The organism is Rhizobium sp. YTU87027, assembly GCF_050644135.1.
Taxonomy (GTDB): domain Bacteria; phylum Pseudomonadota; class Alphaproteobacteria; order Rhizobiales; family Rhizobiaceae; genus Rhizobium.
The window spans coordinates 2695399-2714263 of sequence record NZ_CP098440.1; the positions used below are offsets into that span (position 1 = coordinate 2695399).

General features: G+C 62.2%; 21 protein-coding genes. 13 read left to right on the top strand and 8 right to left on the bottom strand.

The annotated features are described in order from the left end of the window. Window positions 1-47 precede the first annotated feature (47 nt). On the top strand, window positions 48-1790 hold the full coding sequence (ggt, locus tag NBG89_RS13430) for a gamma-glutamyltransferase (protein WP_431320367.1): 1743 nt from the start codon (window positions 48-50) through the stop codon (window positions 1788-1790). Here the strand turns inward: ggt and NBG89_RS13435 are convergent, their stop codons facing one another. Continuing rightward, complete coding sequence (locus NBG89_RS13435) at window positions 1791-2498, bottom strand: hypothetical protein (RefSeq protein WP_431320368.1); 708 nt, start codon at window positions 2496-2498, stop codon at window positions 1791-1793. It lies immediately after the preceding gene. A gap of 160 nt (window positions 2499-2658) precedes the next feature. Here NBG89_RS13435 and NBG89_RS13440 point away from each other — a divergent pair, with 160 nt between their 5' ends. Beyond that, the gene (locus NBG89_RS13440; protein WP_431320369.1) at window positions 2659-3720 is read left to right on the top strand and encodes a helix-turn-helix domain-containing protein; all 1062 of its coding nucleotides are present in this window, start codon (window positions 2659-2661) and stop codon (window positions 3718-3720) included. Window positions 3721-3789: 69 nt separating this feature from the next. Further along, the gene (locus NBG89_RS13445) at window positions 3790-4764 is read left to right on the top strand and encodes a threonine ammonia-lyase (protein ID WP_431320370.1); all 975 of its coding nucleotides are present in this window, start codon (window positions 3790-3792) and stop codon (window positions 4762-4764) included. A 30-nt stretch (window positions 4765-4794) separates the two neighbouring features. Here NBG89_RS13445 and NBG89_RS13450 read toward each other — a convergent pair whose 3' ends face one another. Beyond that, the gene (locus NBG89_RS13450; protein ID WP_431320371.1) at window positions 4795-5592 is read right to left on the bottom strand and encodes an SDR family NAD(P)-dependent oxidoreductase; all 798 of its coding nucleotides are present in this window, start codon (window positions 5590-5592) and stop codon (window positions 4795-4797) included. Between the two features lie 119 nt (window positions 5593-5711). On the opposite strand from NBG89_RS13450, the gene NBG89_RS13455 reads away from it, so the two are divergent. Continuing rightward, complete coding sequence (locus tag NBG89_RS13455) at window positions 5712-6656, top strand: GlxA family transcriptional regulator (RefSeq protein WP_431320372.1); 945 nt, start codon at window positions 5712-5714, stop codon at window positions 6654-6656. Here the strand turns inward: NBG89_RS13455 and NBG89_RS13460 are convergent. After that, on the bottom strand, window positions 6647-7576 hold the full coding sequence (locus NBG89_RS13460; protein WP_431320373.1) for a LysR substrate-binding domain-containing protein: 930 nt from the start codon (window positions 7574-7576) through the stop codon (window positions 6647-6649). The two genes, NBG89_RS13455 and NBG89_RS13460, sit on opposite strands and share 10 nt — an antisense overlap. Window positions 7577-7684: 108 nt before the next feature. Here NBG89_RS13460 and NBG89_RS13465 point away from each other — a divergent pair, with 108 nt between their 5' ends. From NBG89_RS13465 to NBG89_RS13475, 3 genes are read left to right on the top strand one after another with little or no spacing between them, the layout of a single operon-like run. Then, on the top strand, window positions 7685-8104 hold the full coding sequence (locus tag NBG89_RS13465; RefSeq protein ID WP_431320374.1) for a tautomerase family protein: 420 nt from the start codon (window positions 7685-7687) through the stop codon (window positions 8102-8104). Next, window positions 8101-8502: a cupin domain-containing protein gene (locus NBG89_RS13470; RefSeq protein WP_431320375.1), complete on the top strand. Its 402-nt coding sequence runs from the start codon at window positions 8101-8103 to the stop codon at window positions 8500-8502. The genes NBG89_RS13465 and NBG89_RS13470 overlap by 4 nt, the downstream gene beginning before the upstream one ends. Then, on the top strand, window positions 8499-9050 hold the full coding sequence (locus NBG89_RS13475) for a DUF4865 family protein (RefSeq protein WP_431320376.1): 552 nt from the start codon (window positions 8499-8501) through the stop codon (window positions 9048-9050). The genes NBG89_RS13470 and NBG89_RS13475 overlap by 4 nt, the downstream gene beginning before the upstream one ends. A 5-nt stretch (window positions 9051-9055) precedes the next feature. Here the strand turns inward: NBG89_RS13475 and NBG89_RS13480 are convergent, their stop codons facing one another. The 4 genes from NBG89_RS13480 to NBG89_RS13495 all read right to left on the bottom strand — a co-directional run bounded on the left by NBG89_RS13480 (window position 9056) and on the right by NBG89_RS13495 (window position 12548). Then, window positions 9056-9691 carry a LysE family translocator gene (locus tag NBG89_RS13480; protein ID WP_431320377.1) on the bottom strand — a complete coding sequence of 212 codons (636 nt, stop codon included), beginning with the start codon at window positions 9689-9691 and terminating at the stop codon, window positions 9056-9058. A gap of 142 nt (window positions 9692-9833) precedes the next feature. Beyond that, window positions 9834-10553 carry a group II intron maturase-specific domain-containing protein gene (locus NBG89_RS13485; RefSeq protein ID WP_431320378.1) on the bottom strand — a complete coding sequence of 240 codons (720 nt, stop codon included), beginning with the start codon at window positions 10551-10553 and terminating at the stop codon, window positions 9834-9836. Between the two features lie 70 nt (window positions 10554-10623). Then, window positions 10624-12063: a pyruvate kinase gene (gene pyk / locus NBG89_RS13490; RefSeq protein ID WP_431320379.1), complete on the bottom strand. Its 1440-nt coding sequence runs from the start codon at window positions 12061-12063 to the stop codon at window positions 10624-10626. Further along, a complete protein-coding gene (locus NBG89_RS13495; protein ID WP_431320380.1) occupies window positions 12063-12548 on the bottom strand; it encodes a DUF1036 domain-containing protein in 486 nt (161 codons plus the stop codon). The genes pyk and NBG89_RS13495 overlap by 1 nt, the downstream gene beginning before the upstream one ends. A gap of 198 nt (window positions 12549-12746) precedes the next feature. On the opposite strand from NBG89_RS13495, the gene NBG89_RS13500 reads away from it, so the two are divergent. From NBG89_RS13500 to NBG89_RS13510, 3 genes are all read left to right on the top strand, one after another. After that, the gene (locus tag NBG89_RS13500) at window positions 12747-13538 is read left to right on the top strand and encodes an N-formylglutamate amidohydrolase (RefSeq protein ID WP_431320381.1); all 792 of its coding nucleotides are present in this window, start codon (window positions 12747-12749) and stop codon (window positions 13536-13538) included. Window positions 13539-13549: 11 nt separating this feature from the next. Continuing rightward, window positions 13550-13855 (top strand): DUF1244 domain-containing protein, encoded by a 306-nt coding sequence (locus tag NBG89_RS13505; protein WP_431320382.1) that lies wholly within the window; start codon window positions 13550-13552, stop codon window positions 13853-13855. 91 nt (window positions 13856-13946) lie between these two features. Then, entirely contained in the window at window positions 13947-14210 is a 264-nt protein-coding gene (locus NBG89_RS13510; RefSeq protein WP_007527482.1) for a DUF2312 domain-containing protein, read from the top strand. 77 nt (window positions 14211-14287) lie between these two features. Here the strand turns inward: NBG89_RS13510 and NBG89_RS13515 are convergent, their stop codons facing one another. Next, complete coding sequence (locus NBG89_RS13515; protein ID WP_431320383.1) at window positions 14288-15046, bottom strand: alpha/beta hydrolase; 759 nt, start codon at window positions 15044-15046, stop codon at window positions 14288-14290. 396 nt (window positions 15047-15442) lie between these two features. On the opposite strand from NBG89_RS13515, the gene NBG89_RS13520 reads away from it, so the two are divergent. The 3 genes from NBG89_RS13520 to NBG89_RS13530 all read left to right on the top strand — a co-directional run bounded on the left by NBG89_RS13520 (window position 15443) and on the right by NBG89_RS13530 (window position 18853). After that, complete coding sequence (locus NBG89_RS13520; RefSeq protein WP_088693299.1) at window positions 15443-16060, top strand: ANTAR domain-containing response regulator; 618 nt, start codon at window positions 15443-15445, stop codon at window positions 16058-16060. Then, entirely contained in the window at window positions 16057-17271 is a 1215-nt protein-coding gene (locus NBG89_RS13525) for an ABC transporter substrate-binding protein (RefSeq protein WP_431320384.1), read from the top strand. Before NBG89_RS13520 ends, NBG89_RS13525 begins: the two co-directional genes overlap by 4 nt. Before the next feature lie 319 nt (window positions 17272-17590). Further along, window positions 17591-18853 (top strand): MFS transporter, encoded by a 1263-nt coding sequence (locus tag NBG89_RS13530; protein WP_431320385.1) that lies wholly within the window; start codon window positions 17591-17593, stop codon window positions 18851-18853. The last annotated feature ends 12 nt before the right edge of the window (window positions 18854-18865 follow it).

Below are 18865 nucleotides of genomic sequence, written 5' to 3' on the forward strand. Positions count from 1 at the left end.
CTCACTACGTCCCATATCCATCGGACCGTCGTGCTTTGAGGGAAGTCATGGATCACCCCCACATCAGAATATTTGCGGTTGCCGCCGCGCTGTCGCTCTCGCTTGCGCCGCACGCGTTCGCCGCCTCGCCCACGCCGGTTGAAGCCGAGCACGGCATGGTCGTGACAGCCCAGCATCTGGCGACCGATGTCGGCGTCGAGGTACTGAAGAACGGCGGCAATGCCGTCGATGCCGCAGTCGCCGTCGGCTACGCGCTCGCCGTCGTCTACCCGACAGCCGGCAATATCGGCGGTGGCGGCTTCATGACCATCCGCCTGAAGGACGGCAAGACGACATTTCTCGATTTCCGCGAGCGGGCGCCGCTCGCTGCCACGAAAACCATGTATCTCGACGCCAAGGGCGACATCGTCCCTCGCGCCAGCCTCGACGGCTATCTCGCCGTCGGTGTGCCCGGATCCGTGATGGGCTTCGAGATGGCGCGCGAGAAATACGGCACGAAGTCGCGGCAGGACCTTCTGGCTCCGGCCATCCGCTATGCCACGGAAGGCTTCACGCTGGAACAGGGCGATGTCGCCAGCATCGGTGGCAGCGCCAAGCGACTCGCCAAGGACGAGGCGGCGGCAAAGATCTTTCTGAAGGCGGAGGGCAAGCCCTTCGCCGTGGGCGATAAGCTCGTGCAACCCGACCTTGCCGGCGTTCTTTCCAACATCGCCGACAAGGGACCCGACGCCTTCTACAAGGGCATGCCTGCCGACGCGATCGTCAAGGCAAGTCAAGCGAAGGGCGGCATCCTCGCCAAGGAGGATTTCGAACAATACGCGGTACGTGAACTGAAGCCGATCGAATGCAGCTACCGCGGCTACGACATCATCTCCTCGCCTCCCCCCTCCTCGGGCGGCGTCATCATCTGCGAAATCCTCAACGTGCTGGAAGACTATCCGCTGTCTTTCCTCGGCTACGGCTCAGCAGAGACGGTGCACCTGATGGTCGAGGCGATGAGATACGCCTATGTCGACCGCAACGCCGCCCTCGGCGACCCTGACTTCGTCGATAATCCCGTTTCAACTTTGCTCGACAAGGGCTACGCCAAGGGGATCCGCGCCAAGATCGATCCCTACAAATCGGGCACCTCAGCCAATCTGAAGCCCCTCGGCGCCAAGGAAAGTGTCGAAACCACGCATTACTCGATCATCGATGACGACGGAAATGCCGTCGCCGTCACATACACGCTGAACGGCAACTTCGGCGCCGGCGTCGTCGCGCCCGGCACCGGTATCCTGCTCAACAACGAGATGGACGACTTCACCTCGAAGCCAGGCGTTCCGAACCTTTACGGCCTCGTGCAGGGCGAGGCCAATGCGATCGCGCCGAAGAAGACGCCGCTCTCCTCGATGAGCCCGACGATCGTCACCAAGGACGGCAAGCCGTTCATGGTGATTGGCAGCCCCGGCGGCTCGCGCATCATCACGATCACGCTAGAGGCCATCCTGAACGTCATCGATTTCGGCATGGACATTAGCCAGGCGGTCAATGCGCCGCGCATTCACCACCAATGGCAGCCCGACAAGATCTATTTCGAACCCTATACGTTGTCGCCCGATACCATCCGAGCCCTGATCGGCATGGGCCATACGCTCGACGATGGCAGCAGCGGCCCGCCGCAATGGGGACAGGCCGCAGGCATTCTGGTCGGCGGCAAGAGCCTGGCGGATATCCAAAAGGGCGGCGGCGCGCGCTACTACGGCGCGATGGACAGCCGCTCCACCGAGGGATCCGCCGGCGGCTACTGATCAGCGGATGCGGGCGTGGACATAATCGCCCTTGATGCTCACCCGCGGCCGGGCGCCGGGTACGCTCGGTTCCAGGCTATCGACATAGGATGCCTTGGCGATCACCGAATAGTCCAGCGGCACACCGCTTCCGAAGGTGAGATCCGCCTGCAGCGACTGCGCAGTGATGTTGACGGTCTCATCCTGCCGGATGCTGTCGTATCGCAGATGTGCGCGCACCGCCGTGCCGAAGATATCGATCCCGGCCGCGTGCCCGTCAAAGCTGACGTCGGCCGCCTTGCTGGCGATCGCAACGCTGGCGAAATCGCCATCCAGTTCCGCCTTCAGCGCCTCCTGGTCGATGCGCACGGTGGTGCCCGGTGCGACGTTGGCGGAAATCTCCGGCGTACAATCGGAAAGATCCGACCACGCCGTCTGCATCACCTCGATCCTCAGGACCGTTCCCTCGATGCGCATCGCACTTCGATCGCCGCAGCCGTTGAAGAACCAGCTCGAATAAAAGCTTGAGAACCAGCCGTTGCGCCGCGCGCTGGTATTCGCTCTGTAGAGTCCTGCGTCGTCAGCGGTTAGCCTGACCTCACTTGCCTCGCCGCTGATGACAACGGATCGGACCGCTGAAATATCGAGTGTCTCTCCCACCATGCGCGGTTCGGCGAACGCGGAGGCGAACGTCAGGATGAATGCGGGGATGAAGAGGATCAATGTCATCGGTTTCTCCTTGGACGCGCCGGCCGGCGGCTGGCGATTGCGTGCAAGGTGAAGACCGGGAACCGATCTTGCGACCTCGATCGTGATCCGGGTCGCCCGCGATTGCGATCAAGGCCATAGTCATGCAGTTATTGAACGCGTCTCACCGAGCCCAACCATCATGATCTTCGTTCCGCTTCCTTTCGTCGTTGCTCTCCTTCTCGTCATCCTGCTCGTGCGGATGGTCAGGCAGAACGATTGGGCAGAACAGGAAAAGCGTCCATTCCTGCTTCTGATCGGCGCCTACGCGCTGCAGTCCATCATCATCGGTGTCCGCTGGGGATATGAAGTGATCGACATCCTGCCGGTCCAACCCGTCGTCGCGTGTATGATCGCGGCGCTCGCCTGGATCAGTTTTCGCAACCTCGCCGCGGAACACCAGACATCGCTCCTCAGCTTCTGGCCGCATATTCTGCCAAGCGTCCTGATCGTCGCGCTTCTGATTTTCTGGCGCGGCCTGGTTGGTCCGGTCGTGACCGCGACCTTCCTCGCTTATGGGGCGGCTCTGCTCTGGCTCGCCCGCAACGGGCCGGATGCACTCGTCTCCTCGCGTCTCGATGGCGCGCTTCTGTCCTATCGCTCGCTCGTGATCACCGGACTGGCGCTGATCGCTTCGTCGGCGGCCGATATCGCGATCAGCCTCGACCTCGAACAGAGCGGCGGCATGCATGCCGGGGCAATCGTCGCCGTCGGCAACGTCATTACGCTTCTGATCCTCGGCACGGCAGCGTCGATTGCGAGCGGCAGCCAGTCGCTCGCAACACAGCCGTCGGAAGCTACCACGCCACCTCCTCCGAGCCAGGAAGACGATGCCATCGCTCATGGGCTGGAAAGCCTTATGCAGTCCCGACAGCTCTACCGCGATCCCGACCTCAATCTCGGCCGCATCGCCCGCAAGATGAGCCTGCCGGCCCGGCGCGTCTCGATGGCGGTCAACCGCGTCCATGGAGCCAGCGTTTCGCAATATGTGAACGACTTTCGCATCCGAGCCGCCTGCGAGGCACTGGTGACGACGGACGAGCCCATCACGCGGCTGATGTTCGATTGCGGCTTCATCAGCAAATCGAACTTCAATCGCGAGTTCCTGCGCGTTGCCGGCACCAACCCGACCGAGTTTCGGCGGCGCAGTCGTCACAAGCCCGAGGCCGGCGATATGCGGCCAACGCTTTTCGTGTCACGGTGACAAAGTCATCGTTCACAAGCATCGCGTGCGGCCCTATGCAGGGGCGTACCGTCATTCGAAAGAGTCTCCATGGCTAGCATTGAAATGATCGTTGCCGCCCGCGCCCGCCTGCGCGGACATGCGCGCCGCACGCCGCTTCTTTCCTCTCCGTTCATCGACGAAATTGCCGGCCGGCGCGTGTTCGTAAAGGCCGAGTGCCTGCAGCACACCGGCTCCTTCAAATTCCGTGGCGGCTGGTCTGCCGTTTCCGCGCTTGATCCGGCCGTTCGCAGCCGCGGCGTCATCGCCTTTTCCTCGGGCAATCACGCGCAGGGCGTGGCGCTGGCCGCCAAGCTGCATGGCGTACCGTCCGTCATCATCATGCCGTCGGACGCACCGAAGCTGAAGATCGCCAATACGCGGGCTCTCGGCGCGGAAGTCGTGCTCTACGACCGTGCCACACAGGACCGCGATGCCATCGGCGCCGAGCTTTCGTCCGCCCGCGGGCTGACCCTGATCAAACCCTTCGACGAGCCGCAGGTGATCGCCGGCCAGGGCACGACGGGTCTCGAGATTGCCGAACAGGCGGAAGAGGAAGGCGTCAAGTCGGCCGAGGTGCTGGTGCCCTGCGGCGGCGGCGGCCTGTCATCGGGGATTGCGCTTGCCCTCGAAGCCAGCGCGCCGGCATTCCGCGTGCGCCCCTGCGAGCCGGATGGCTTCGACGATTTCACGCGGTCGCTGGCATCCGGCAAGATCGAGCGCAACGCGACGATGACGGGCTCCATCTGTGATGCGATCATCACGCCACAGCCCGGCAACATCACCTTCCCGATCCTGCAGCGCCTCTCGGGCGCCGGCATTGTCGTGACGGACGAAGAGGCGCTTCGCGCCATGGCACTCGCCTTTGTCCGGCTGAAGATCGTCGTCGAACCCGGCGGCGCGGTGGCACTGGCCGCAGCGCTCTTCCATGGCGACGAGCTGGAAGACGACAACGTCGTCGTCGTTACCTCGGGAGGCAACGTCGACGCCGATATCTTCGCCGGGGCACTGGCCCGGCACGGATAGAGGCAGGCCAGACCTGCCTCACCCTTTCCTTTAGGCTGCTTTGTAGCGCGCCGCCGGTGCCGCGCGTGACAGGTTCGGCATCAAAGCCTGGCGAGCGTCTTCATAAGCCTTGAGCAATCCGGCATCCTCGAGAGCCGGAATGGTCGCGAACTCACCCTGGTCGAAGCCGGCAAGGGCTGCGTCCACCATGTCTTCGGCCTGCATGACGATTTCGGTCGGCAAGTGCTCGACCGGCGTGCCGGCGATGCCCCAGAATTCGGTCGCGGTCGCTCCCGGCAGCACCGCCTGGATGCGGATGTTCTTGTCCGCCAGTTCGTGCTTCAGCGATTGGCTTAAAGCAAGAACGAAAGCCTTGCTGGCCCCATAGACGCCGTTCAGCACTTCCGGAGCGATCGCCACGATCGACGCGATGTTGATGATTGCGCCGCCGCCGCGGGCCGCAAAGCCGGGCACGGCGGCATAGGTCAGCCGCATCAATGCCGTGACGTTGAGATCGACCATCGCCTGCATCTTGTCGACATCGGAGGCAAGCAGCGGCGCGGTGCCGCCGACACCGGCATTGTTGACCAGAAGCGTGATGCTGCGATCGCTCTTCAGCACCGCCTCGACTCGCGCCAAGTCGGCCTTCTTGCCGAGATCGGCCGGAATGGTTTCAATCGTCCTGCCCGTTTCCCGGGTCAGCTTGGTCGCAAGTTCGGAAAGCCGTTCGGCATTGCGAGCGACCAGGATGAGGTCATAGCCGCTCTTTGCGAGCCGCTGAGCATAGATAGCACCAATCCCCGATGACGCGCCGGTAACGAGTGCGGTTCCTTTGTGCTGTTCGGTCATTGTCGTTCTCCGTGTTGGGCAACAGCGCCTGCTGTCGGCTTGCAGAGAGTCTTACGCCCGATTGTAAATGTCTTGAATGTCATATAAACCACCTTTTAGGACAAACGGAGTTCTGAGCCATGCAGCGCATAGCCGTCCTGCTCTTTCCCGGCTTTCAGATGATGAGCCTCGCCGCCATCTCCGCCTTCGAATTCACCAATCTCGAACTCGGCGAACAGGTCCACGACATCGCCTATCTCTCCGAGACCGGCGGACCGGTGCGAGGGTCCTTCGGTGTCACGATGGAGACGACGCGGTTCGACGATCCCGCTTTCGATACGCTGCTGGTGTCGGGCGCCGTCGGCATCAAGCTGCCGACCCCAGGAGAAGGCGAATTCATCCGCAACGCGCTTGCCGCCTCCCGCCGCGTCGCCTCGATCTGCACCGGCGCCTTTCTGCTTGCCGACGCGGGCGTCCTAGACGGCCGTCGCGCCACGACACATTGGCTCCTCGCCCGCGAGCTGCAGTCGCGCTACCCCAAGGTCAAGATCGAGGAGGATCGCATCTTCATCATCGACGGATCCGTCTGGAGCTCGGCGGGCATGACGGCCGGGGTCGATCTGGCGCTTGCCATGGTGGAGAAGGATCACGGCGCCGATATCGCCCGCGCCGTCGCTCGCAAGCTCGTCGTCTATCATCGCCGCGCCGGCGGCCAGTCGCAGTTCTCCGCGCTGCTCGAGCTGGAGCCGAAATCGGACCGCATTCAAAAGGCGTTGGCGCATGCGCGCGGCAACCTGAAGAACACGCTGTCCGTCGAGGAGCTGGCAGAAGCAGCGGCACTCAGCCCCCGCCAGTTCAGCCGGACCTTCCGCGCAGAGACCGGGCAATCGCCGGCCAAGGCAGTGGAGAACCTGCGCCTCGAGGCGGCTCGCCTGATGATGGAACAGGGCCGGCACCCAATCGACGTTGTTGCCGCGGAAACAGGTTTCGCCGATCGCGAGAGGATGCGACGCGCCTTCCTTCGAGCCTTCGGCCAGCCGCCGCAGGCGATCCGCCGAAACGTCCAGCGCGAATATCAGGCATAGGCTCTCGCGGCCAGCTGGACGGCCGATGGCACAGCATCGGCGACAGCCTCCCGAACCGATTGCAGCATGATGGACGCAAGCCGCGCCGTCGCCGGTCCGGGCTCCGCTTCGGCGCGATGCAGGACGAGGCCGAGCGATGGAAGCTCGGGCAGGCCGGCGTCGTTTGCGACAAGCGGCTTCACCTTGCGCGGCAGCCCGATCGGCGTGCGGATGCTGATACCAAGCCCGGCAGCCGTCGCCGCCCACAATCCGCCGAGGCTCGGACTGACGAAGGCGAGCCGCCAGGGAATACCTGCCGTATCGAGCGCCTTGGTCGCCGCGGTCCGCAACAGGCACGGAGCCTCGAGTGAGGCGAGCGGCACCGGCTCGCCGCTGTCGCGGTTCCAGTCGACCGTCCCTTCCGCCGGTCCGATCCAGCGCATCGGCACTTCAGCAATCTTCTCGCAATGCGGCGTCAGTGTGCCATCACTCCACGCCAGCGCTAGGTCAAGCTTGCCTGAGGTGACGCGCTCGATCAGCTCGACATTGCGCACCACCCGCGCCTCGATGCGGACCTTCGGATGCGCACGCGCAAAACGGCCGAGCACGTCGGGCAACAGGGTCTCACCAAAATCCTCCTGCAATCCGAGCCTGACCCAACCCTCGAGTTCAATGCTCTGAACGGCTGCGGCCGCCTCGTCGTTGAGCTCCAGCAGGCGGCGCGCATAGGCCAGCATCGTCTCGCCGGCATCGGTGAGCGCGAGGCCGCGTCCTGCCTTGCGAAAGATCGGCGTGCCGGCCTGCTCCTCCAGCTTCCTCAACTGGGCGCTCACGGCCGAGGTCGAACGGCCGAGCCGGTCGGCCGCGCGCGCGAAATTGCCGAGCTCCATTCCGGTCGCGAAGGTCCTGAGCACATCGAGATCGAAGATCGTCCGTCGCATCACAATCATCCTGTTTTTACGGATTATTAGTTCATTTAATTCTGATTTTCTGCACTATCGTGGCGTGCGATGCTCCTCGTGTCAAGAATTCACTCAGAGGAGGCCGCCATGCCTTTCGTTCGTATCTCTCTCTTGCGCGGCAAGTCGCCGGAGTATCTTCGCGCCGTTTCGGACAGCATCCATCGTGCCATGGTCGAGACATTCAACGTGCCGCCGGCCGACCGTTTCCAGGTCATCCACCAGCATGAACCGGGCGAACTGATCTTCGACCAGAACTACCTCGCCGGACCACGCTCCGACGACTTCGTGCTTTTCGCCATCACCGCCGGTAAGCCTCGCTCGACCGAAACGCGACAGGCCTTCTTCAAGCGCGCCGCCGAACTTCTCGGGGTATCGCCGGGAATCCGGCCGGAGGACATCATGATCGTCGTCTCCACCACATCACCGGATGAATGGTCGTTCGGCGATGGAAAGGCGCAGATGAGCGAACCCGGCTGGGAAGCCCGCGCCTTCGGGAGCGCCGCATGATGGGCAACCCCGAGCGCATGACGATCCAGCGTCCGGGCAATGCCGTCCGCTCGCCCGTCGATATTGCCACCGCACCCTTCTGGGTCGAGATGCTGCTGGAAGGCGCTGCCGATGGCGAGAACACCGCCATGCGGGCAAGCCTCGATCCCGGAACGATCACGCGCTGGCACACGCATCCGCGCGGGCAGCTGCTTTATGCTTTATCGGGCAAGGGCTTGGCGCAACGCGAAGGCGGCGCGGTGGAGGAATTGCGGGCCGGAGATGCCGTCTGGTTCGCCGCCGGCGAAAAGCACTGGCATGGCGCGACGCCTGACAGCCCGTTCAGCTACATCAGCATCCAGGCAACCGAGGCCGGCCGCATCGTCGACTGGCTGGAGCCGGTGGAGGTTCTATCATGATCGCGATGCAGTACAGCTTCACCCTGCCGGCCGATTACGACATGTCGATCATCGACCGGCGCATCCGCGACAAGGGACCGATGCTCGACGGCTTTCCCGGTATCGGCTTCAAGGCCTACCTCAGCGCCCGCACGGGCGAGTTCGGATCCCGCGAAAACCTCTATGCGCCCTTCTATCTCTGGCAGCAGCCGGAGCGCGCCAGCGACTTCCTCACCAGCCCCGGCTTCGAAGGACTGACGCAATCCTTCGGCTGGCCGCAAGTGAAGACCTGGATTGTCTGGCACGCGGAAACCGCGCCCTCGCTAGCAGAAGCGAGCTTCGCCAGGGAGGAGACAATCACCATCGAGCCCTACTCCTCGCTTGCAGAGATCAGAGACGAGGAAATCAGACGCGCGCAAAGACAAGCGCGGCAGGCTGACGTCGTCGCCTCCGTGTCGGCCTTCGAGCCGACAAGCTGGACGGCCGTGCGCTTCAGCCTGTATCGCTCGGCCCCGTCAATTGCGGGAGCCGATCAGATCTATCGTGTCGGGCATGTATCCCTGCCCTAAAAGCGTCAGGTCGTTGCCCGTCTGTAGAGCGCAAGCGACCCCGCCAGTGCCAGCATCGCCCCACCGCAGGCGCGCTCCAGCCAGACTGCGCCTGCCGTCTTCAGCAGCCGGACGGCCTGCGAACCGAAGACCGCGTAACCGAGCATGATCAGAAAATCGAGCGACGCAAAGACCACCGCCAGCACGGCGTACTGCGTCGCCTGCGGCAGCGCCGGATTGATGAACTGCGGCAAAAATGCCGAGAAGAAAAGATATCCCTTGGGGTTGGTGACGGCGACCATGAAGCTCTTGAGGCCGATCGAAAAGGCGGTTCCGCCGGTCATCTCGTTCTCCAGCTTCAGTGCCGCGTTGAAGCTGCCCTTCGTGCGCAGCATCATGATCCCGAGAAAGGCGAGATAGGCAGCCCCCACATATTTCAGCATCGAGAACCAGAATTCCGACGCCGCGAGGAGCGCGCCGAGACCGATCGCCACGGCACCGAGGAGCACGAAGTCGGACAGCACCGCGCCGATCATCCCCGGGATCGCCCGGCGAACGCCGTAGCGCGAGCCGTTGGTCATCGCCAGAAGCACCGTCGGCCCCGGCGTCGCGATCGCGACGAAGGAAACGGCCACGAATGCGAGAAGTGTAACAATGTGCATGATGCCCTCCCGAACATGGAAGCCGACCCTTGCATGTGCGACTACTACCCGCAAGACGTCCATGGCTCGGGAATCGGGTAGGAGGAGCCTTGCGGCATCCCTCCTCCCGCACCACCGTGCGTACGGTTCCGTACACGGCGGTTCATCGAGCGTGATTTAGGCGTTGGAGCTCCTGTTGGAGTGAGACCAGCCCGAGTTGGTCGAAGAAGGACTTTCGGAAGGCATCGTTCATGTGGCTGGCCCCGGCATTCCACCAGGGACCGCGGCCGTTGCCGGCCGATTCACATGCACGCTGTTCCGTCAGGCCTCGTTGCCTCAGCCGCATGGCGCGCGTGGTCGGTTTCTTCCATTGCCGCCATAGGATGCAGCGCGACCTGCGCCGCAGCCAGCCATCAACCTCCTCCAAGACCCCCTTGCCTTCGGTCAGACGGAAGTAGGCCATCCAACCCCGCAGGATCGGGGAGAGGTCTTTGATGGTGGCGCCAAGGGCGCGTCCGCGCCCTGCACGGAAGGCCGCCTTTAGCTTCCCCTTGAACCGCGTCACGCTGGACGCCGCAATCAGTCGACGCGGCGCCTTGTGGAGGGTCATGGTATAGCCAAGGAAAGTGCGCTTCCACGGTCGGTCCACGGCGCTTTTGGCGCCATTGACCGTGAGCTTCAGCCGCTCGGCGAGGTAGCGGGTAAGCGAGGCCATGACCCGCTCACCGGCACGCTGCGACCGCACATAGATATTACAGTCGTCGGCGTAGCGGCAGAAGGCATGACCACGCCGTTCCAGCTCCTTGTCGAGATCGTCGAGCAGGACATTCGATAACAGCGGCGAAAGTGGACCGCCTTGCGGCGTCCCTTCGCTGCGTGCCATCGCGATCCCGCCCGTCAAAGCCCGCTGCCTGTTAAGGCAGCGGGCTCTGGTGAATGGTGGCTAATGCGCCTCAGACGCCGCTCTGGCCGTCGGAGCCGATATAGGCGATGCGCAGCATGTTGGTGGCACCTGGTGTGCCGAGCGGCACGCCGGCCGAGATGATGATACGATCGCCCGGCTTGCCGAAGCCTTCGTCGGCAACGATGCGGCAGGCACGGTTGACCATGTCGTCGAGGTCGGTTGCGTCATGCGTGACAACGCAGTGCAGGCCCCAGACGATGGCAAGGCGGCGAGCCGTCTGAATGACAGGAGACAGCGCCAGGATCGGCACCTGCGGACGCTCGCGTGAGGCGCGGAGACCGGTCGTGCCCGACGACGTGTAACAGACGATAGCCGAGAGGCGCAGCGTTTCGGCGATCTGGCGAGCAGCCAGCGAAATCGCGTCGGCGCCGGTTGCCTCCGGCTGCGCGCGCTGCGCGTAGATGATGCCCGGATAGTGCGGCTCACGCTCGATGGCGCTGGCGATCGAGGCCATCGTCGCGACGGCTTCAATCGGGTAGTCGCCGGATGCGGATTCAGCTGACAGCATGACGGCGTCGGCGCCTTCGAAGACAGCGGTTGCGACGTCGGAGACTTCGGCGCGCGTCGGAACCGGCGCGGTGATCATCGATTCCAGCATCTGCGTTGCAACGACGACTGGCTTGCCCGAACGGCGGCAGGCACGGATCAGCTGCTTCTGGATGCCCGGCACGGATTCGAGCGGCATTTCGACGCCAAGATCGCCACGGGCAACCATGAGCGCGTCGGAGAGCTCAATGATTTCCTCGATGCGCTCGATCGCCTGCGGCTTTTCGATCTTCGACATTATGCCGACGCGACCGCGCGCGATCTTGCGCACCTCGGCCAGATCTTCCGGGCGCTGCACGAAGGATAGCGCAACCCAGTCAACGTCATCGGTTTCGAGAACCGCTGCAAGGTCGGTGCGGTCCTTGTCGGTCAGAACGCCGACGGTCAGCAGCGTATCGGGAAGGCTGACACCCTTGCGGTCGGAGATCTTTGTGCCCGAGATAACAGTGGTGACAATGCTCTTGCCGTCGCACTTTTCAGCGCGCAGGGCGAGCTTGCCGTCATCGATCAGCAGGCGGTGGCCGGGCTGTACCGATTCCAGGATTTCCGGATGCGGCAGGAATACACGGGTGGCGTCGCCGGGAACATCCTTGTTGTCGAGCGTAAAGGTGTCGCCCGGCTTCAGATCGACCTTGCCTTCGGCGAACTTGCCGACGCGCAGCTTCGGACCCTGCAGGTCGGCGAGGATGCCGATCGGACGGCCGGAGCGGGCTTCGACGGCGCGGATACGCTTGATCAGCGTGCGCATCACGTCATGGCTGGCATGGCTCATGTTGATGCGGAAGACATCGGCACCTGCCTGATGCAGCTTCTCAATCATCGATTCCTCGGACGAGGCGGGTCCGAGGGTGGCTAGGATTTTAACTTTGCGGTTGCGCTTCATCAATTCGGGCTTTCTTGGGTGCCGGGAGTGTCGGAAAGTTGAACCATCCAGCTGCCCTGGCGGCCCGTGTCATATTCCTTGAACCCCATCTTTTGATAGCCACGGGCGTAGCAATCATTGACTCCCGTGATCTTGAACTCGTTTTCCGCCACGCACATCTGCACGTCACCCGTCCATCGGCCTCCCCGGGCAGCGTCTTCGGCGTAGAGATAGTAGTATCGGGACTGCAACTCCCCTTCGATCAGCGTCGCGCAGGTCGTCGCCGGCACTTGCCACCAGCCTTCCGTCATCCAGCCATCCTTGGCTCGATATCCGATCGCCACGCCCACCAGATTCTGCGTTCCGTTACACACACGGAAATCCGCGCGGGCCACATCGGCAATAAAGAACGGCGAGAACGCCACAAGAACAAAAAGGGCAAAACGGGCAAGCGGCCCGGAACGCGTAAGGAAACTTGGCGCGGTCTGGATCAACACGACTTCCAATTGGCTCCCGGTTATTCGTTGTTTGTGCTTTCTTGCGCTGCCTCCCCGCGAATGTCAACGCAATGCTAATCGATTATATTCTGTATGGCCAACCGCAGTTAGGCCTCACCGGAGCCATTGCTTGCCAAGCGCGCTTGAACCCGCCCGTGGCCCGTGCGATCAGAGGCAGCCCCGTAACTGCGATTGGCCATTTTCCTCATGAGCACTTTCAAGTCGTTCGAACTACTAGCCGGCAATCATGACAGAGGCATGGTGCTGCTCGGCGATCACGCGATGAACCGGCTGCCGGAGCGCTATGGCAGGCTCGGCTTGCCGGACAGTGCATTCGAACGCCACATCGCTTATGACATCGGCATCGAGGGACTCGTGAGGAACTTGTCGGCGAGCCTCGGTGTGCCGGCGGTGCTCGGCGGCTTTTCGCGCTTGCTGATTGATCCCAATCGTGGCGAGGACGACCCGACACTGATCATGAAGATATCAGACGGCGCGATCGTTCCGGGCAATCATCCGATCACCGCTGAGGAGTGGAACTACCGGATCGAAACGTTTCACCGGCCCTATCACAAGGCCGTCAGCGAAACGATCGACAAGGTAGCGAATAAGACCGGGAACGCGCCGCTCGTTCTCTCGCTTCATTCCTATACGCCGATCTGGAAGCACTTCCGTCGCCCTTGGCACGCTACCGTTCTGTGGGATACCGACCATCGCGCAGTCGCCCCCCTGCTTGATATGTTGCGCAGCGATCCCGATCTCGTGGTGGGTGACAACGAGCCTTATGACGGCGCGCTGAAGGGCGATACAATGTATCGCCATTGCATGCTGACCGGCATTCCGCACGTGCTGCTTGAGGTGCGCCAGGATCTGATCGGCGACGAGCCGGGCATTGCCGCATGGGCAGACCGTCTCGCGCCGATCTTCGAGACCATGAATGCCGATCCGGCACTGCACGAATATAATGTGCATGTGTCGCGCACCGGTCCGTACGAATAAAGGAGACCGAGATGGCCGCCCTGACAAGACAACAACAGACCGAATTCGAGGCTGCGGCTTTTCGCCGCCTCGTGGAGCATCTGCGTGAACGCAGCGACGTCCAGAACATTGATCTGATGAACCTGGCGGGCTTCTGCCGCAACTGCCTTTCGAATTGGTACCGCGAGGCCGCCGAGGCCGACGGAGTTCCGCTCTCGAAGGACGAATCGCGCGAAATCGTCTACGGCATGCCGTATGACGATTGGAAGAACCTCCACCAGAACGACGCCTCGGCGGAGCAAAAAGCAGCGTTTGAGCTGAACAACCCGCACAAATAATTCCTGCGCGTCTCGAATCGGCTTGACCCCGGGCACGCTTCGCGGCAGTCAACGCCATCCGAATTTTCCCACCCCCAATCAGGAGAACACGATGTCTGATGCTCATGGCGTCGCCCGCGATCAGCTTCGCGCCTTTGTCGAGCGCATTGAACGCCTGGAAGAAGAAAAGAAGACCATCGCCGACGACATCAAGGACGTCTACGGCGAAGCCAAGGGCATGGGCTTCGACACCAAGATCCTCAAGAAGGTCGTTGCGCTGCGCAAGAAGGACGAGCAGGAGCGCATGGAAGAAGACGCAATCCTCGACACCTATCTGCATGCGCTCGGCATGATCGAAGCGCCGCCGGAAGGCTGATCGTTTCACGTCTTATCTTCAAAGCCGCCGACATTCTCGGCGGCCTTTTTTTGTATGCTAGCGGGGCGTGGCAGATCTTATCTGCCTGCTTCCTTGGCGGCCTTCTCGATCACGTCGGCAACCTTTTTCGGCTGCGAGGCGAAGACGGCGTGGCTGGACTTGATCTCGGTGACCACGCTTCCGGCGCGCTTTGCCATGGTCCGCTCCAGCTCGGGGTTGATGGAGCGATCCTCGGTCGCCACGATGGACCAGCTCTTTTTCGTCCGCCATGCGGGATCACCGACTTTCGTGCCAAAGACCTCCTTGGCGGCAAAGACCTGTGACTGCGCGACGAAGGCCGCTTCGGCCTTTGGCAGGTCGGCGGCAAAATCGGCATGAAAGACGCTTGGGTCGAGATAGAGATATTTGCCGTCCTTGGTTTCCTTGATGCCTGTTCCAGCCGCTGGCTTTGAGCCCGCAAGAGTGGCCACGTCTTCGCCCTTGTCGGGCTGGAAGGCCGCCACATAGACAAGTCCCTCGACATGCGTGTTGCGGCCGGCTTCGGTAATGACCATGCCGCCATAGCTATGTCCGACCAGCAAGGTCGGCCCATCTTGCAGGTCCAGCACGCGGTTCGTTGCGGCAATGTCGTCGGCGAGCGAGGTCAGAGGCTCCTGCACGACCGTAACCTGAAAGCCGCGCCGCTCCAGGATTTCGGTAGCCTTGCGCCAACCGGACCCATCGGCGAAGGCGCCATGAACGATGACGATGTTCTTGATTTCCGCAGCTTGAGCCGCATAGGCGATGACGCTGGTGGCCAGCGCAAGTGCGAAGGTGGAAACGATACGGCGATTCATGCGGTCACTCCTTTTAATTTATGGCATACCGGGCCTGAAATGATCGAGCGGCGCGGCCGAGGTTGAAAGGCGTGGGCATCTGGTCTGCGTGACGTATCGCTGATATGTCGGGTTCCATCGTGAAATGTAACGCACTGTAGGACAACTCAACCCGGTGCAGAATTGCGTGGGGACGCTTCGTCCGCCGCTCTCGCAAATGCCCACAGAATAAGCATGAATACAAATTGCTTGATTTTGAGGCGACATTCGCGCATTCAATGGCGCCATGAGGGGCTTCGACCTTGGCCTCAGAGATCATAGAGCAACACAACCACAGCATGGCACCTTTCGCGATACCAAAGCCGACGCTATCTCATTTTGCGCGCATGCCCGACATCACCAACCGGCTGTAGATCCGTGGCCAACCGTTCTTCCAAGCCTGGCGACCTCAATGTCCTCGTCATAGACGAGAACAGCATCCGCGCGTCGATCATCGAGGTTGGCCTACGTGAGGCGGGCTACGACAACGTCACGATCATCGACGACATGAACGGCCTTGCGCGGCGCATCATGGAGATCAACCCCGATGTCATCGTGATCGACATCGAGAACCCGAACCGCGATATGCTGGAAAGCATCTTCCAGATTTCCCGCGCGGTGAAACGCCCGATTGCAATGTTCGTCGACAAGTCGGACGAAGCTTCAATCGAGGCCGCCGTCGAGGCTGGCGTTTCCGCCTATATCGTCGACGGCCTGAAGCAGGAGCGCGTACGTCCGATCCTCAAGATGGCGATCAGCCGCTTCAATGCCTTCTCGCGCCTGAACCGCGAACTGGAAGAGACGCGCGGCGAACTGGAAAACCGTAAACTGATCGACCGCGCCAAAGGATTGCTGATGCGATCCCGCGGGCTGACGGAAGACGAAGCCTATGCGCTCATGCGTCGAACAGCCATGAACCAGAACAGGAAGATCGTCGAGATCGCCCAAAGCCTGATTACCGCCGCAAGCCTTCTGGATCCAGGAACCGACGCATGACGAGCACACATCAGATCACCGCCGGCTTCCTGCCGCTTCTCGACAGCGCACTTCTGGTCGCCGCCAAGGAAAAGGGCTTTGCGGCAGAACAGGAAATCGAGCTAACGCTCGTGCGTGAACGCTCCTGGGCAACAATACGCGACCGACTTGCTGTCAGCCATGTCGACGTGGCGCATATTCTCGCGCCCATGCCGATCGCCTGCAATCTCGGACTGACCGCACCTGCACCGCGCATGATCGTGCCGATGGCGCTTGGACTTGGCGGCAATGCCGTGACCGTCTCTGCCGACCTCTGGAGCGAGATGGCCGAATGCGGCGCCTCGCCTGATCTCGATGCCCGCGCGAGCGGTCTCGCCTTGCGGCAGATCATTAATCGTCGGAAAGGCGAGCGTCTGCGCTTCAGCGTCGTCCACCCCTATTCTGGTCACAACTACGAACTGCGCTACTGGCTGTCTGCCAGCGGCATAGATCCCGACGAGGATGTGGAGATCGGCATTCTGCCTCCGCCCGATATGGCTGACGCGCTGACTGCAGGCCTCATCGACGGTTACTGCGCCGGCGAGCCGTGGAACACGCTCGGCGTGCTTCACAACCACGCTCACCTGGCGACGGTGAAGGCGGCCATCTGGAAATCGAGCCCGGAAAAGGTGCTTGGCGTCAATAGCCGCTGGGCCGACGGTCACCCAGAGGCTTTGGCAGCCCTCCTGCAGGCACTCTACACGGCCTCCCTCTGGTGCGCGGACAGCCGCAATCACGAAGAGCTTGCGAACCTGCTGGCGAAGCCCGCCTATGTCGATCGGCCCCCAGAAAGTCTGCTGCCTGCATTGACCGGCCTCCTGCGCATCGGCGGGAGAGAAACGCTGAGCATCAAGGACTTTTTCGTCCCCAACGCCAAGGCGGCGACGTTCCCTTGGAAGAGCCACGCCCTGTGGTTCTATACGCAGATGGTTCGCTGGGGACATATCCGGCACACGGCTGAACACCAGCAGATCGCCAACGACACCTACAGACCCGACATCTACCGAAGCGCATTGAAGGCGCTTGACGTCGCCATGCCGGCCGCAAGCTCCAAGGTGGAAGGCGCACTGAGAGTCGCGACGCCGGTCGGCTCGAGCGGCGCGCTGACACTCGGGCCGGACGGTTTTTTCGACGGCGGTCTGTTCGATCCCGCTGACGTTGATAGCTATATCGCCAGCCAGGCTCGCCGCTAGCGCGTGCTTATTTTATGCGCATTGCACAATTTTTAGAGCGATGACCGCACATGCGTTAGAGCAACATATGCTCGTCTCGTTTGGTAGATTTGAGCTTAGTCATTTAAAAACAATGCCTTAATAAAACTGGCACGGTCCTTGCTTTGCTATGAGCAGGCCAAGAGGCCAAGAATTCGGTGTCCAACGATGGGCGCTCACAGCAAAGCCGCTGATCAGGATACCCCGCGCACCTCCCGTATATGCGCGCCCTGACCAGCGGCTTTTTGTTTTTAACCCCTAGCGATGGATCGGCACGACCTTGTCGGGCCCCGGAGAAGCTATGTCTGTCATCAGGAACACGCAGTCCATGTCCGCCGGCGAACCAGCCAAAGCATTGTGGATGTCCACGATTGCCTTCACCCTCTGTTTCGCCGTCTGGACGATCTTCGCGATCATCGGCATCCGCATCAAACAGGAGCTTGGTCTGAACGAGGCCGAGTTCGGCTTGCTGGTCGGCACGCCAGTCCTGACCGGTTCGCTCGTCCGCATCGTCCTTGGCATCTGGACCAGCCGTTACGGCGGCCGCCTCGTCTACACGCTCACCATGCTGGCCGCCGCCGTGGCGACCTTCCTCCTCTCCTATGCCCATACCTATACGCAAATGCTGATCGCCGGGCTCGGCGTTGGACTCGCCGGCGGCTCCTTCGCGGTCGGCGTCGCCTATGTCTCGCCCTTTTTTCCGGCGCAGAAGCAGGGAACGGCGCTTGGCATCTTCGGCGCCGGCAATGTCGGCGCCGCGGTGACCAAATTCGCAGCACCCTTCGTTCTGATCGCCTGGGGCTGGCAGGCCGTTGCTCAGATCTGGGCCGTCAGCCTGGCGCTGATGGCAATCGTCTTCTGGTTCACCACGACGGATGATCCGGCCTTCCGTCTTCGCCGCGAAGGCAAGCTCGCCTCCAAGAGCCTGGCGCAGGAATTCGCGCCGCTGAAGAACGTCCAGGTCTGGCGCTTCTCCCTCTATTATTTCTTCGCCTTCGGCGGTTTCGTTGCCCTGTCGCTGTGGCTGCCCCGCTATCTGGTCGGCGTCTACGGCTTCAATCTCGAAGTCGCCGGCATGGTCGCTGCCGCCTACTCGATTCCCGGCAGCATCTTCCGTGCCTTCGGTGGCGTCGTTTCCGACAAGAAGGGCGCCCGCAGCGTGATGTATGTCATGTTCGCGGTCGCGGCCGCCGCGACACTCATCCTGTCGCTCCCGGCTGCCGGGTCCGGCGCCGCAATTGGCATCACGCCTGGCGTCTTCATCGTCGTCATCTTCGCGCTCGGCTTTGTCATGAGCCTCGGTAAGGCGGCCGTCTACAAGCACATCCCTGCCTACTACCCCGAAAGCGTTGGCGCGGTTGGCGGCATCGTCGGCATGATGGGCGGCCTTGGCGGCTTCATCCTGCCGATCGCCTTCGGCCTGCTCAAGGACATGACCGGCCTCTGGTCGAGCTGCTTCATGCTGCTCTTCGCGATTGTCGTTATCTCGCTCATCTGGATGCACCTGTCGGTCAAGCAGCTCGACCGCCAGGGCCTCTCCGCACAAGCCGTCGCTGCGACCTGATCTGAGGACTTG

Bases quoted from the DNA above. Each gene is read 5' to 3' on its own strand.
- ggt (WP_431320367.1), top strand. From the start codon at position 48: ATGGATCACCCCCACATCAGAATATTTGCGGTTGCCGCCGCGCTGTCG.
- NBG89_RS13435 (WP_431320368.1), bottom strand. From the start codon at position 2,498: ATGACATTGATCCTCTTCATCCCCGCATTCATCCTGACGTTCGCCTCC.
- NBG89_RS13440 (WP_431320369.1), top strand. From the start codon at position 2,659: ATGATCTTCGTTCCGCTTCCTTTCGTCGTTGCTCTCCTTCTCGTCATC.
- NBG89_RS13445 (WP_431320370.1), top strand. From the start codon at position 3,790: ATGGCTAGCATTGAAATGATCGTTGCCGCCCGCGCCCGCCTGCGCGGA.
- NBG89_RS13450 (WP_431320371.1), bottom strand. From the start codon at position 5,592: ATGACCGAACAGCACAAAGGAACCGCACTCGTTACCGGCGCGTCATCG.
- NBG89_RS13455 (WP_431320372.1), top strand. From the start codon at position 5,712: ATGCAGCGCATAGCCGTCCTGCTCTTTCCCGGCTTTCAGATGATGAGC.
- NBG89_RS13460 (WP_431320373.1), bottom strand. From the start codon at position 7,576: ATGCGACGGACGATCTTCGATCTCGATGTGCTCAGGACCTTCGCGACC.
- NBG89_RS13465 (WP_431320374.1), top strand. From the start codon at position 7,685: ATGCCTTTCGTTCGTATCTCTCTCTTGCGCGGCAAGTCGCCGGAGTAT.
- NBG89_RS13470 (WP_431320375.1), top strand. From the start codon at position 8,101: ATGATGGGCAACCCCGAGCGCATGACGATCCAGCGTCCGGGCAATGCC.
- NBG89_RS13475 (WP_431320376.1), top strand. From the start codon at position 8,499: ATGATCGCGATGCAGTACAGCTTCACCCTGCCGGCCGATTACGACATG.
- NBG89_RS13480 (WP_431320377.1), bottom strand. From the start codon at position 9,691: ATGCACATTGTTACACTTCTCGCATTCGTGGCCGTTTCCTTCGTCGCG.
- NBG89_RS13485 (WP_431320378.1), bottom strand. From the start codon at position 10,553: ATGGCACGCAGCGAAGGGACGCCGCAAGGCGGTCCACTTTCGCCGCTG.
- pyk (WP_431320379.1), bottom strand. From the start codon at position 12,063: ATGAAGCGCAACCGCAAAGTTAAAATCCTAGCCACCCTCGGACCCGCC.
- NBG89_RS13500 (WP_431320381.1), top strand. From the start codon at position 12,747: ATGAGCACTTTCAAGTCGTTCGAACTACTAGCCGGCAATCATGACAGA.
- NBG89_RS13505 (WP_431320382.1), top strand. From the start codon at position 13,550: ATGGCCGCCCTGACAAGACAACAACAGACCGAATTCGAGGCTGCGGCT.
- NBG89_RS13510 (WP_007527482.1), top strand. From the start codon at position 13,947: ATGTCTGATGCTCATGGCGTCGCCCGCGATCAGCTTCGCGCCTTTGTC.
- NBG89_RS13515 (WP_431320383.1), bottom strand. From the start codon at position 15,046: ATGAATCGCCGTATCGTTTCCACCTTCGCACTTGCGCTGGCCACCAGC.
- NBG89_RS13525 (WP_431320384.1), top strand. From the start codon at position 16,057: ATGACGAGCACACATCAGATCACCGCCGGCTTCCTGCCGCTTCTCGAC.
- NBG89_RS13530 (WP_431320385.1), top strand. From the start codon at position 17,591: ATGTCTGTCATCAGGAACACGCAGTCCATGTCCGCCGGCGAACCAGCC.